At 66.2% G+C, this 12,240-nt stretch carries 10 protein-coding genes; 5 read left to right on the top strand and 5 right to left on the bottom strand.

Translation table 11 applies throughout. The annotated features are described in order from the left end of the window. Positions 1-17: 17 nt before the first annotated feature. Entirely contained in the window at positions 18-1,355 is a 1,338-nt protein-coding gene (locus OZN62_RS00355; protein WP_269100618.1) for a bifunctional folylpolyglutamate synthase/dihydrofolate synthase, read from the top strand. Here the strand turns inward: OZN62_RS00355 and OZN62_RS00350 are convergent, their stop codons facing one another. Next, positions 1,356-3,092, bottom strand: coding sequence for an AmpG family muropeptide MFS transporter (locus tag OZN62_RS00350; protein WP_269100617.1), 1,737 nt, complete (start codon positions 3,090-3,092; stop codon positions 1,356-1,358). Between the two features lie 96 nt (positions 3,093-3,188). On the opposite strand from OZN62_RS00350, the gene OZN62_RS00345 reads away from it, so the two are divergent. Then, complete coding sequence (locus tag OZN62_RS00345) at positions 3,189-3,953, top strand: pseudouridine synthase (protein ID WP_269100616.1); 765 nt, start codon at positions 3,189-3,191, stop codon at positions 3,951-3,953. Continuing rightward, positions 3,950-4,498 carry a 16S rRNA (guanine(966)-N(2))-methyltransferase RsmD gene (gene rsmD, locus OZN62_RS00340; RefSeq protein ID WP_269100615.1) on the top strand — a complete coding sequence of 183 codons (549 nt, stop codon included), beginning with the start codon at positions 3,950-3,952 and terminating at the stop codon, positions 4,496-4,498. The genes OZN62_RS00345 and rsmD overlap by 4 nt, the downstream gene beginning before the upstream one ends. Here rsmD and OZN62_RS00335 read toward each other — a convergent pair. Beyond that, positions 4,495-4,830 carry a hypothetical protein gene (locus OZN62_RS00335; RefSeq protein WP_269100614.1) on the bottom strand — a complete coding sequence of 112 codons (336 nt, stop codon included), beginning with the start codon at positions 4,828-4,830 and terminating at the stop codon, positions 4,495-4,497. The genes rsmD and OZN62_RS00335 overlap by 4 nt on opposite strands. A 127-nt stretch (positions 4,831-4,957) precedes the next feature. Between OZN62_RS00335 and OZN62_RS00330 the strand changes: the two genes are divergently transcribed. Further along, a complete protein-coding gene (locus OZN62_RS00330) occupies positions 4,958-7,234 on the top strand; it encodes an ATP-dependent helicase (RefSeq protein WP_269102192.1) in 2,277 nt (758 codons plus the stop codon). A gap of 91 nt (positions 7,235-7,325) precedes the next feature. Here the strand turns inward: OZN62_RS00330 and OZN62_RS00325 are convergent, their stop codons facing one another. The 3 genes from OZN62_RS00325 to OZN62_RS00315 all read right to left on the bottom strand — a co-directional run bounded on the left by OZN62_RS00325 (position 7,326) and on the right by OZN62_RS00315 (position 10,614). Continuing rightward, the gene (locus tag OZN62_RS00325; protein ID WP_269100613.1) at positions 7,326-8,249 is read right to left on the bottom strand and encodes an OmpA family protein; all 924 of its coding nucleotides are present in this window, start codon (positions 8,247-8,249) and stop codon (positions 7,326-7,328) included. A 280-nt stretch (positions 8,250-8,529) separates the two neighbouring features. Continuing rightward, positions 8,530-9,927, bottom strand: coding sequence for a DEAD/DEAH box helicase (locus tag OZN62_RS00320; RefSeq protein WP_269100611.1), 1,398 nt, complete (start codon positions 9,925-9,927; stop codon positions 8,530-8,532). Between the two features lie 108 nt (positions 9,928-10,035). Further along, entirely contained in the window at positions 10,036-10,614 is a 579-nt protein-coding gene (locus OZN62_RS00315) for a hypothetical protein (protein WP_269100609.1), read from the bottom strand. Between the two features lie 142 nt (positions 10,615-10,756). On the opposite strand from OZN62_RS00315, the gene OZN62_RS00310 reads away from it, so the two are divergent. Further along, positions 10,757-12,205, top strand: a complete 1,449-nt coding sequence (locus tag OZN62_RS00310) for an FAD-binding oxidoreductase (RefSeq protein ID WP_269100607.1) — start codon at positions 10,757-10,759, stop codon at positions 12,203-12,205. Positions 12,206-12,240: the final 35 nt, after the last annotated feature.

The following is a 12,240-nucleotide window of genomic DNA, read 5'->3' as shown; positions in this document are numbered from 1 at the left end:
AAAGCCGTACATCGCCAATGAAAGACTTCGCCATCTCCGATAACGAGGCGGTGCAGCGCCAGCTTGACCGGCTGGGCGCGCTCAGCCTGCCGCAGGGCCGCATCGGGCTGGAAGTGATCCACGAACTGCTGCGCCGGCTCGGCAACCCGGAGAGGCACCTGCCGCCGGTGTTCCATGTGGCGGGCACCAACGGCAAGGGTTCGACCTGCGCCTTCCTGCGCGCCATGCTGGAGGCGGAGGGCCACACGGTCCACGTCGCCACCAAGCCGCACCTCGTCCGTTACAACGAGCGTATTCGCGTCAGCGGCGAGCTGATCTCGGACGACATGCTGGCCAGCCTGCTGGAAGAGGTGCTCGACACTGCCGCAGACCTCTCGCCGAGCTTCTTCGAAGTGACCACGGCAGCCACCTTCCTCGCCTTCTCGCGCGAGCCGGCCGATGCCTGCGTGATCGAGGTGGGCCTTGGCGGACGTTTCGATGCGACCAACGTGATGGAAAAGCCCGCCGCCTGCGGCATCGCCTCGCTCGGCGTCGATCACGAACAGTTCCTGCTCAACGAAGACCCGGACGCACCCTCGCCAGAGAACAAGCTGGTGCGCATCGCCTTCGAGAAGTCGGGCATCGCCCGCAAAGGTTCGCCGCTGGTGACGCAGAACTACGCGCCCGATGTCGAGGCGGAAGTGCAGCGCCGCGCCGGGCTGGCCGGAGCACCGCTGCACATGCGCGGCCACGACTGGTGGGCCGAAGCCGGACCGGACTCGATCGCCTATCGCGACCGCGACGGGCGGCTGGACCTGCCGCTGCCGACCATGCCCGGCGGGCACCAGGCGGATAACGCCGCGCTGGCGGTCGCCATGCTGCGACACCAGGATACGGTGGCGGTATCGCCCGCCGCGATGGCAGAGGGCATCCGCGCCACGCGCTGGCCCGCTCGCCTGCAATACATGGGTGCTGGTCCGCTCACCGAACTGGCGCGCGGTCGCCCGGTGCTGCTCGATGGCGGGCACAACCCCGACGCGGCCGAAGCCCTCGCCCGGCACCTGGCGAAGGTGGACCAGCCGGTCCATGTCCTGCTCGGCATGATGGCCGCGAAGGACGCGCGGCGGTTCCTCGCCATCCTCGCCCCGCACCTGGCCAGCGTCACCGCCGTGCCGATTGCGGGCAATGACCACGTGCCGCTGGACGTGCTGGCCGAACTGGCGCGCGAAGCGGGTGTGGTGAACGTCACCACGGCGCCCGACATGCCCACGGCGCTGGAAGCCCTGCCCGATGGTGGCGATGGTACGGTGCTGATCGCAGGTTCGCTCTACCTCGCGGGCAAGGCGCTCAGCGCCAATCGCGAACTGCCGAACTGACTATTCCGCCGGGATCGCCTTGGCATCGGCGGTAACGACGCCGCTGCTCTTGCCGGCTCGCGTCTCGCGAATCCATTCCATCACGCACAGCGCCACGGCGACGAAGCCGATCAGCGTGGTGAAGATGAAGACGGTGTAATAGCCCTGCTCCTCGATCATCTCGCCCAGCGCGCCGCGTCCCAGTGTCCCCACCAGCATGGTGAGCGAGGACAGCAGCGCATATTGCACGGCGGAATACTTCTTCGAGACGATGGAACTGAGCCAGGCGACATAGGCCGCCCCGGCAATCCCGATGGCGAGGTTTTCCCACATGATGGTAAAGGTCAGTCGCGGCAGCGCCTCGGACCCGAAGGGCGCGATGGTGCTGATGAACCAGGAGAAGCCGCTGGCATCGCTGGCCACCTGCATCGTCGCCCCGCCGATGGCCATGTCGGCGTAAAGCAGGTTGGTGAGCGCCGCCAGTAACGCGCCGATGGTCAGCGTCGCCATACGCCCGATCACGGTGAGCATGTAGCCGCCCAGAGCCAGGCCGGCGATGATCGCGCCGACGCCGAAGAACTTGGAAGCGAAGGCCACCTCGTCGTTCGTGTACTCCAGCTCACCCAGGTAGAACGGGTAGGCGAAGGTGCCCCAGATCGCGTCGCAGATGCGATAGGTGAGCACCAGCGAGAGGATCAGCACCAACGACCAGCCCATGCGGCCGACGAATTCCACCAGCGGCATCACCAGCGCCCGGTAGAGATGGTCCAGGGAGTAGGCCCCGCCTGCCTGCTCGGGAAGATCCTCCGTCATCACGTTCTCGCCCTTCCGCTTCTGCGAGGCGAGCCAGCCGGCGATGAATGCGGGGATTACGACGGTCGCGACGATGATCCACGGGCCGTAGTTGAGCGTGAAGTCGGTGGGGTTCGGGCGCTCCTCCGGCGGGTAGGCCAGCGACATGTACATGAAGGTAAGCACCACGCCGATTGCAATCGCCCACAGCAGGCCGACAGCCGCCAGCGCCTTCGCGCGCAGTTCGGGCTTCAGCTCGCCCTTCTTGCGCAGGCTCAGCAGCAGGTCGTCGCCCACGGTACCGTCGACATTCTCGCCCGCCTTGCTGTCCGGCGCGAACAGGCCGGCGATGCCGATTGCCAGCAGGATCGCGCCCATCATCAGGTAGGTCTGCGGCCAGCCGATGCGCGCGGCGATGATCAGGCCCAGCGCGCCGCCCACCAGCGCCGCCAGCCGGTAACCCATCTGGTAGATGGTGGAGAGGATATCGAGCGTTGCCTCCTCGTCCGCCACGTCGATGCGCCAGGCGTTGATGGCAATGTCCTGCGTCGCACTGGCCAGCGCGCCGATGCCCGCCAGCAGGCTGAACCAGCCGATCGCCTCGTTTGTGGGGTTGGAGAGGCTGAGCGCAATCAGGATCACGCCTAGCAGGATCTGCGCCGGCACGATCCACTGCTTGCGCCGGCCCAGCTTGCTGAAGCCGGGAATCGTCACCTTGTCGATCAGCGGCGACCACAGGAACTGGAAGGCATAGGCGAGGCCGATCAGCGAGAAGACGCCCATCGTCTCCAGCTCCACCTCGGCCTCGCTCAGCCAGGCGTAGAGCGTGCCCAGGAACAGCGCGAAAGGCAGGCCGCTGGCGAATCCGAACAGCGCCATGTAGCCGCTCTTGGGGTTGCGCAGCGAGCGCAGCAGGACACCCCAGCCCGGCTTCTTTTTCTTCACGGTGGCGGCGGCTTCAGCCATTGTCTGCCCTCTTTCAGTGCCTCTCTACCCGTCTAGCCGTAATCCATTGCATTGGAAGGCTGGATGAACGGCCTCTCAACGCCTATGGCGCGCAAAATGTCGAATGATGAACGTCCCGAAGGCGACCGCATCGCCAAATTGCTTGCCCGCGCAGGTGTCGCCAGCCGCCGCGAGGTTGAGCGCATGATCGCCGACAAGCGGATCAAGATCGGGGACGAGCTGGTGACCACGCCGGCCACCTTCCTCACCAGCCTCAAGGGCGTGACGGTGGACGGCAAGCCCGTCGCCAAGCCCGAGCGAACCCGCTTGTTCGCCTTCCACAAGCCCACCGGCCTACTGACGGCAGAGCGCGATTTTTCCGGTCGCCCGACGATCTACACCGCGCTGCGCAACGCCTTGCCCAAGGGCACGCCGCGCCTGATGCCGGTCGGTCGGCTGGACATGAATACCGAGGGCCTGTTGCTGCTGACCAACGACGGCGAGTTCAAGCGGCTGCTGGAACTGCCTTCCTCCGAAATCCCGCGCACCTATCGCGCGCGCACCTTCGGCGAGATCACGCAGGAACAGCTGGAAACGCTGATCGAAGGCGTGGAGATCGACGGCATGCGGTACGACCGAATCGACGCCAACCTGGAACGGCGCACCGGCCAGAACCAGTGGATCGAACTGACGCTGACCGAAGGCAAGAACCGCGAAGTCCGCCGTGTGCTCGAACACTTCGGCCTCAAGGTGAACCGCCTGATCCGCACCGCCTACGGCCCCTTCGGCCTTGCAGACCTGCCGCGCGGCGCGGCCCAGGAAATCCGCAAGGAAGACGTCGAACGCTTCCGCTCCTCGCTGAAGCAGGGGCGCGGCCAGTGAGGATCATCGCGGGCGAATGGAAGCGCCGACAGCTACGCGCACCTGCAGGCGATGCCACGCGCCCGACGGCGGATCGCACGCGCGAAACGCTGTTCTCCATGCTCACCAGCCGGCTCGGCTCCTTCGAAGGGCTGAAGGTCGCGGACATGTTCGCTGGCAGCGGCGCGCTGGGGCTGGAGGCGCTCAGTCGCGGCGCGGCAAGCTGCCTGTTCGTGGAGCAGGACGCCGCCGCCGTGCGTGCCTTGCGGCAGAACATCGCCTCGCTTCGCGCGCAGCAGCGCTGCGACGTGCAAGTTACGTCGGTCATGTCGGTTGGCCCGGCCAAGGCCCCGCTCGACCTGATCATGCTTGATCCGCCCTACGGCACAAATGCCGGTGCCGTGGCCATCGACCGGCTCAACCGGCTGGGCTGGATCGGCCCGGCGACCTGGGTCGCGCTGGAGGTCGGCGCCAAGGACGACGTCCAGCTCAAGGCGCTGGAAATCGAAACCGAGCGCAAGACCGGCCCGGCCAAGCTGGTGCTGGCGCGGCTGCCCGAAACCTAGTCGTCCTGCGGCGGACGATGGGCCGGCAGCGGCTCATCGATCTCGCTGGCCGGGCGGCCCGGCCAGTAGTCGATCGGTACGCCGCCGAAATCGAGGCCGGCCTCGCGCGGGTTGATACAGCCATCCTGCTGGCCCTCCCCGCAAACCACGTATTCCTGCCCCTCGACACGAATCAACGTCGCGCGGCCGTTCTCGTCGCGCTTGAGGACTTCCGCCAGCGGAGCCTCCTCTTCGTCCTGCGCCTGCGGTTCCCCTTCCTGGTGATGGTCAGCCAGGGCGGGTGTAGCCATCGCCGTAAAGGCGATTGCTGCGGCAAGGGCGGGAGTCTTCATCGGATTGGTCCTCTCCTCTTCGCGAGTTGCACAATGAACGGACAAAAGCCGGTGCAGTTCCTTGCACGGATGGCCGCCGTTCCCTAACTGTTCACGGGTGACCGACGCCCCTTCTCCCAGCGATTCCCTGCCTGCCGCCACCACACCCGAGTGGCTGTCGCACCTCAACGCACCACAGCGCGAGGCGGTGCTGACGACCGAGGGGCCGGTGCTGATGCTGGCAGGTGCGGGCACGGGCAAGACCGCCGCCCTTACGCATCGCCTGGCGCACATCGTGCGCGAGCGGCTGGCCTGGCCCAGCGAGATCCTCTGCGTCACCTTCACCAACAAGGCCGCGCGCGAGATGCGCGAACGCGTCGCCAGGCTGACGGGCGGCGCGCTGGAGGGGATGCCGTGGCTCGGCACCTTCCACTCGATCTGCGCCAAAATGCTGCGCCGCCATGCGGAACTGGTGGGGCTGCAAAGCAACTTCACTATCATCGACACCGATGACCAGTTGCGGCTGCTCAAGACGCTGATCCGCGACAACGACCTTGACGAAAAGCGCTGGCCGCCGCGCCAGCTGGCCGGGCTGATCGACAGCTGGAAGAACCGCGGCCTCAATCCCGGCGACCTGACCGCCGTCGATAACGAGAGCTATGCCAACGGCCGCGGGCAGGAAATGTACCGAATCTACCAGGAGCGTCTGAAAAGCCTGAATGCCTGCGATTTCGGCGACCTGCTGCTGCACATGCTCAACATATTGCGCCAGCACGCCGACGTGCTGAAGGCCTACCAGAGCCGGTTCAAGTACATCCTCGTCGACGAATACCAGGACACCAACGCCGTGCAGTACCTGTGGCTGCGGCTGCTGGCGCAGGAGCGCAAGAACATCTGCGTGGTGGGGGATGACGACCAGTCGATCTATTCCTGGCGCGGGGCGGAGGTGGCCAACATCCTGCGCTTCGACAAGGATTTCCCGAAGGCCAAGGTGGTGCGGCTGGAGCAGAATTATCGCTCCACTCCGCAGATCCTCGCCGCCGCCAGCGGGCTGATCGAAAGCAATTCGCAGCGCCTCGGCAAGACGCTGTGGACCGAGCTGCCCGAGGGCCCGAAGGTGCGCGTGGTCGGCGTATGGGACGCGCCCGAGGAAGCCCGCCGCGTGGGCGAGGAGATCGAGCGGCTGGAGCGCGAGGGCCTTAGCCTCGAACAGGTCGCCATTCTCGTGCGCGCGCAATACCAGACGCGCGAGTTCGAGGACCGCTTCATCCAGATCGGCCTCAACTACCGCATTATCGGCGGTTTCCGCTTCTACGAGCGCGCCGAAATTCGCGACGCGCTCGCCTACCTTCGGGTGATCGAGCAGCCGGCAGACGACCTCGCCTTCGAGCGCATCTACAACCAGCCCAAGCGCGGGCTTGGTTCGAAGACACTCGAGAAGATGCACCAGCACGCGCGCCGCACCGGCCAGCCGCTCGCCGCAGCCGCGCTGGAACTGGCCGACAGCGACGAGCTGCCCGCCCGCGCACGCAACACCATTGCCGCGTTGATGAAGCAGTTTGTCGACTGGCGCGAGATGAGCGAGGCGGTGACCCCCGCCGACCTGCTGCGCGCGGTGCTGGAGGAATCGGGCTACGACGCCATGCTCAAGGCCGATCGCTCCGCCGAGAGCGCCGGGCGCGCGGACAACCTCGTCGAGCTCGCCCGCGCGATGGAGGACTACGAGACGCTGGGCGATTTCCTCGAACACGTCAGCCTGGTGATGGACAACGACGCCAACGACGGCGAGGAAAAGGTCACCATCATGACCATGCACGCCGCCAAGGGGCTGGAATTCGACCACGTCTTCCTGCCCGGCTGGGAGGAAGGCGTGTTCCCGTCGCAGCGTTCGCTCGATGAAGGCGGCCTCGCCAGCCTGGAGGAGGAACGGCGCCTCGCGTATGTCGCGATCACGCGCGCGCGCCGTCGCTGCACCATCCTGCATGCCGCCAACCGCCGCATCTACGGCCAGTGGACCAGTTCCATCCCCAGCCGCTTCATCGAGGAACTGCCCGAAGAGCATATCGAGCAGGAGACCAGCATGACCGGCGGCAAGTCGCTGTGGCAGGCCAACTGGTCCGAGAGCGAAGACCCCTTCGCGCACGTCTCGCGCGATCGGCCCGAGCGTTCACAGGCGCGCGGCCCCGGCTGGCAGCGCGCACTCGCGACCGGCTACGAGACCAAGCAGGTGCGCCTGAAGGAACCCGGCCGCAGCGCCGCCAGCTTTGCCGCCAAGCCGCGCACCGACATCGAACTGGGCGCCCGCGTGTTCCACGAGAAGTTCGGCTACGGCGAAGTGATCGGCCAGGAAGGCAACAAGCTGGAAATCGACTTCGATAAGGCCGGCACCAAGCGGGTGATCGACAGCTTCGTGAAGCTGGCCTGACCACCGTTTCCGCCCTCACCCTCCAAAGAAAACGCGGGGCAGGTCCATCGCCCCACCCCGCGTCCTTGAATTCGGCGCAATTTGCCAGCGCTTACACGCCGTCGACAGCCTTGCTGACGAGGATGTTGACCGACACGCGGCGGTTCTGGGCGCGGCCGGCGGCGGTGGTATTGTCCGCAGCCGGGTCGGCTTCGGCCATGCCCGTCGGCGTCAGCATGCGCCACGGGGCCCAGCCGCACTGCTGCTGCAGGTAGTTCACGACGCCACCCGCGCGGCGCTCGCTCAGCTGCTGGTTGTAATCATAGTCGCCGACATCGTCGGTGTAGCCGACCACCAGCAGCAGGGCGTTGTCCATCTGTTCGGCCTCGGCGGCAGCCGCGCACAGTTCGCGCTGGGCAGCCGGGCTCAGGTTATGGCGCCCGGTGTCGAAATAGACATTGGTGGTGCCGCGGATGTTGTACTGGTCGATGTTGGCGACACGGCCACGCAGCGCCTCGGTGGCGGCGGCGTTGATCTCGATGTTGTCGGCGTTCTCGTCGATCATCGCTTCATTGGCGGCGAAGCGCTGGTTGGTGCCGCTGCGGATCATCGTCGCGGTTTCGAGATCTTCGTTGGAGAAACGGATCTCGCTGGCGACGAGGCCACCTTCCCAGTGCACGGTCTTCACCGTCACCGGCAGGCCGTTGAGCAGGGCTTCGGCGCCCAGTTCGGTACGACCCAAGCCGAGGAAGCCGCCGCGCGCCTTGATGTCGGTCGTGTCGGCGATGAACACCTGCTGGGTGCTGCCGTCGGTGCCGGTCACCTGCACCTGGCGACCGGTGCGCGCCGAGATGAAGCCATCCAGTTCCGGACCGACTTCGAGGCCCGACAGGTCAGCCGGCAGCGAGCCGACGACGTTGATCGGCGGGTTGGCGGAAGTGGCCTCCAGCTCCTGCGCCGAAAGGCCGGCGGTGGCGGGCATCGCCAATGCGGCGCACAGGGCCAGCGCTGCGGGCTTGGTGGACATGAAACGCATAATTCTACTCCTACGATATTCGACAGGCGCAGTGCCTAGATCAATACTGTCGCCTGCCAGCGACCCGTCCGCAGTGTTCATTGTTATAGGCAGCAAGATAGCCGCCAGCGAACGGAGTGGTGAGCCCGCCTGTTCGGGGCCGAATTGCCATTGGATTAACGATTTCGGATATGTCCGCACCTGAACGGATGGCTTGAGCCCATCCTGCGGCGAACCGTTGCCAGCCAGGCACGCGAAATCCTTTCTTGCGGAGTGCCGGGGCCCTCGCACCCGGCAGTTTTCAGTCGAAGCCGACGCCGAGGAAGTCCGGCTTGGGCCCATTCCACTCGCCTGCCGGCACCGGATCGTCGTCCTGGTCACGGCGGCGGGACTGGCGCGGCTCGTCACGCTTTTCGCGGCGCGGCCTGTCCTCGCGCTTCTCGCGGCGCGGCTTGCGCTCTTCGCGCGGCTCCTCGCTGCGCTTCGAACGCGAGCGCTTGGGCTTTTCCTCGCGCTCATCGGCCTCGTCGTCGTCGCGCTTGTCCTGCTTCGGCTGGGCCTTGGGCAATTCGACGCGCACGTCCTTCTTGCCGAACACGGGGATTTCCGCCCCGGTCAGCTTCTCGACGTTCTCGATGGCTTCGGCATCTTCGGGCGCGACGAAGGTGAAGGCGCGGCCCTTGGCCCCGGCGCGACCGGTGCGGCCGATGCGGTGGACATAATCGTCGGGGTGCCACGGCGTATCGAAGTTGAAGACGTGGCTGACGCCCTTGATGTCCAGCCCGCGTGCGGCGACGTCGGAAGCGACGAGGATGTTGATCTCGCCGTCCTTGAAGCGCTGCAATTCCTTGTTGCGCTGGTTCTGGTCGATGTCGCCGTGAATTTCGCCCGAGGCGAAGCCGTGGCGCTGCAGGCTCTGGTTGAGCTCGCGCACGGTCGTCTTGCGGTTGGCGAAGATGATGGCGGTTTCGACCAGGTCGTTGCGCAGCAGCCAGCGCAGCGTCTCGCGCTTCTCGCGGGTCTTCACCGGGATCTTGAAGGCGGTGATGTTCTCGTTGGTGGAGGCCGCGCGGCTCACCTCGATCCGCTTCGGGTTGTCGAGGAACTTCTTCGCCAGCTTCTCGATCGGCGGCGGCATGGTGGCCGAGAACAGCAGCGTCTGGCGCTGGTCGGGCAGCTTGTCGCAGATAAATTCGATATCGGGGATGAAGCCCATGTCGAGCATGCGGTCGGCTTCGTCGATTACCACCAGCTCGCATGCCGAAAGCATGATCTTGCCGCGCTCGAACAGGTCCATCAGGCGACCCGGCGTGGCGATCAGCACGTCGACGCCCTCGTTCAGCGCCTTGACCTGGTCGCCCATCTGCACGCCGCCAATCAGCAGCGCCATCTTGAGGTCGTGGTTCTTGCCGTACTTCTCGAAGTTCTCCGCCACCTGGGCAGCCAGTTCACGGGTCGGCTCGAGGATCAGCGAACGCGGCATCAGCGCACGGCGGCGGCCGCTGGCGAGCACGTCGATCATCGGCAGCACGAAGCTGGCCGTCTTGCCCGTACCGGTCTGGGCAATGCCGATCATGTCCTTCATCATCAGCACCGCCGGAATGGCTTCCGCCTGGATCGGAGTCGGCTCGGTATAGCCGGCCGCTTCCACGGCTTTGAGCAATTCAGGCGAGAGGCCGAGGTCGGCGAAAGTGGTCAAAACGTCTGGTTCCGGAAATATTGGAGAGCGCGCCAAGGCGACGCCGGGAATGCTGCGCGCCCTATGCTGGCAAAGGCGCAAAAGTCAAGATTTACGGGTAGGAGAAGCCTATTGGCCCACAGCCACGAGGCGGCTGAACTGGGCCACTTCGCAAGAAGCCCCCGCGCGCGACTGCAACAGGTCGCGATTGACGCACAGCTGCCCGTCCTCGCTGCGCTCGACATAGAAGCCCGCATAGAAGGCTCGCGCGACGCAGGAATCGCCCAAGGTTGCCGCCAGCACCTGACGATTCTGGGTGAAGAACAGCAGGCGGTTATCATTGGTGGGCTGGATACCGACGATGTCATTCACATCGATGCAGTCGCCATGCTCCACTTCCTCGAAACTGCGCGGCATCGGCCGACGTGGCAGGTCCGCCAGCATCTGCGTACGCGCCCGCGGCGGCGCGGGAGAAACGCGCACGATGACCCGGCTTTCGATCCGCACCTGGTTCTGCTCCGCCGGGCGGCGGGCCTGCTCAAGCAGCTCGAACGGCGAAGGACGGGTCTCGTCGAAACCCAGCGGCAGGCTGGACTGCGGCCCGGTCAGCCGTCCGGCATCCTGTGCCGCGACGCGCGTCGGCAGCGGCATCGCGAACAGCGGCACCAGCAGGGCAAGGATCAGGGACAGGGCAACAAAGCGTTTCATGCCGGGGGCTTTTCAGGCGGTGGCCAAGCGAACAATTCGAGCCACCATGTAGCAGGTCTCCCTAGCAACGACGATTGAATGACGGCTTAACCCGCTTTGCCCCCTTTGCAACCATGCCGTTGTGCTGGCATTGCGCGCGGCGATGGATACGACGCAGAAATTCCTCGATGCCGCCGCAGCTCTGCTGGGCGAGCGCGGCTTCACCACCGACACCGACCTTGTCACCCCATGGCTGACCGACTGGCGCGGACGTTTCACCGGCAAGGCGCTGGGCCTCGCCTCGCCGGCCAGCACGCAGGAAGTCTCCGCGCTGGTTAAGCTGTGCGGCGAATTCGGCGTGCCGATCGTCCCGCAAGGCGGCAACAGCGGCATGTCCGGCGGGGCAACGCCCGACGAGACCGGCAAGGCCATCGTGCTCTCGCTGCGACGGATGGACGCGGTGCGCAGCTTCGATGTCGATGCCCGCCAGATCACCTGCGAGGCGGGCGTTATCCTGCAAACGCTGCACGACACCGTGGAGGCAAAGGACCTGCGGTTCCCCCTGACGCTGGGCGGCAAGGGTTCGGCCACGGTCGGCGGGCTGATCTCCACCAATGCCGGGGGCACACAGGTGCTGCGCCACGGCTCCATGCGCGCGCAGGTGCTGGGGCTGGAAGCGGTGATGGCCGACGGCACCGTGTTCGATTCGCTCCGCCCGCTGAAGAAGGACAATCGCGGGTTCGACCTGAAGCAGCTGCTGATCGGCTCCGAAGGCACGCTGGGCATCGTGACGGCCGCCACGCTGCGCCTCCTGCCTGCGCTGGCGGACCGGGCCGTGCTGTGGGCCGGACTTGGCGACATCCGCGACGCCCGCAAGCTGCTGCTACATGCAGAGAAGGTCGCCGGCGATGCGCTGGAGGGCTTCGAGGTGATGCCGCGGCATTCGCTGGAGGCGGTGCTGGCGCACAGCCCGCGAGCGCGGGCGCCATTGCAGGACGGGCACGAGTGGAACGCGCTCATCGAGCTGACCGCCGATGCCGGCAACGCCGACGGGCTGCCCGCCCTCGCCCAGAAGCTGCTGGAAAGCGCCTTCGAGGCCGGACTGGTCGCCGATGCCACCATCGCCGCCAACGAAACGCAGGCGGAGGAATTCTGGGCCCTGCGCGACGAGATCGCCCCCGCCGAACGCGCTATCGGCCCGGCCATGCAGCACGATATCTCCGTGCCCGTGCAGGACATGGCGGAATTCGTCGCCGCTGCCGTGCCCAAGGTTGAGGCGGCCTTCCCGGGCACTCGTGCCGTCGCCTTCGGGCACCTTGGCGACGGCAATGTGCATTTTCACGTGCTCGCCCCCAGCGAAGCGACGCCGGGCGAGTGGGAAGAGAATGACGGCAAGGCCATCAGCGCCTTCGTGCATGACGAGGTGACGGCCTGGAACGGATCGATCAGCGCAGAGCACGGGATCGGACAGCTGAAGCGCGATGAACTGGGCCGGCTGGGCGATCCCGCGCAGCTTGCCATCATGCGCCAGGTGAAGCAGGCGCTGGACCCTGCCGGACTGCTCAACCCGGGCAAGCTGGTCCCGCTTGAAACCAGTGGCGAGACACTTTAAGGCCGCGCCCGAACTTCACGGAATCCGCAACGGAC

The organism is Aurantiacibacter sp. MUD11 (genome assembly GCF_026967575.1).
In the GTDB taxonomy this organism is placed as follows: domain Bacteria; phylum Pseudomonadota; class Alphaproteobacteria; order Sphingomonadales; family Sphingomonadaceae; genus Alteraurantiacibacter.
This window is presented reverse-complemented; position numbering and strand designations above follow the sequence as displayed.

Coding starts and splice junctions, on each gene's coding strand:
- OZN62_RS00310 (WP_269100607.1), top strand. CDS start 10,757: ATGGATACGACGCAGAAATTCCTCGATGCCGCCGCAGCTCTGCTGGGC.
- OZN62_RS00345 (WP_269100616.1), top strand. CDS start 3,189: ATGTCGAATGATGAACGTCCCGAAGGCGACCGCATCGCCAAATTGCTT.
- OZN62_RS00325 (WP_269100613.1), bottom strand. CDS start 8,249: ATGCGTTTCATGTCCACCAAGCCCGCAGCGCTGGCCCTGTGCGCCGCA.
- OZN62_RS00335 (WP_269100614.1), bottom strand. CDS start 4,830: ATGAAGACTCCCGCCCTTGCCGCAGCAATCGCCTTTACGGCGATGGCT.
- OZN62_RS00355 (WP_269100618.1), top strand. CDS start 18: ATGAAAGACTTCGCCATCTCCGATAACGAGGCGGTGCAGCGCCAGCTT.
- OZN62_RS00350 (WP_269100617.1), bottom strand. CDS start 3,092: ATGGCTGAAGCCGCCGCCACCGTGAAGAAAAAGAAGCCGGGCTGGGGT.
- OZN62_RS00315 (WP_269100609.1), bottom strand. CDS start 10,614: ATGAAACGCTTTGTTGCCCTGTCCCTGATCCTTGCCCTGCTGGTGCCG.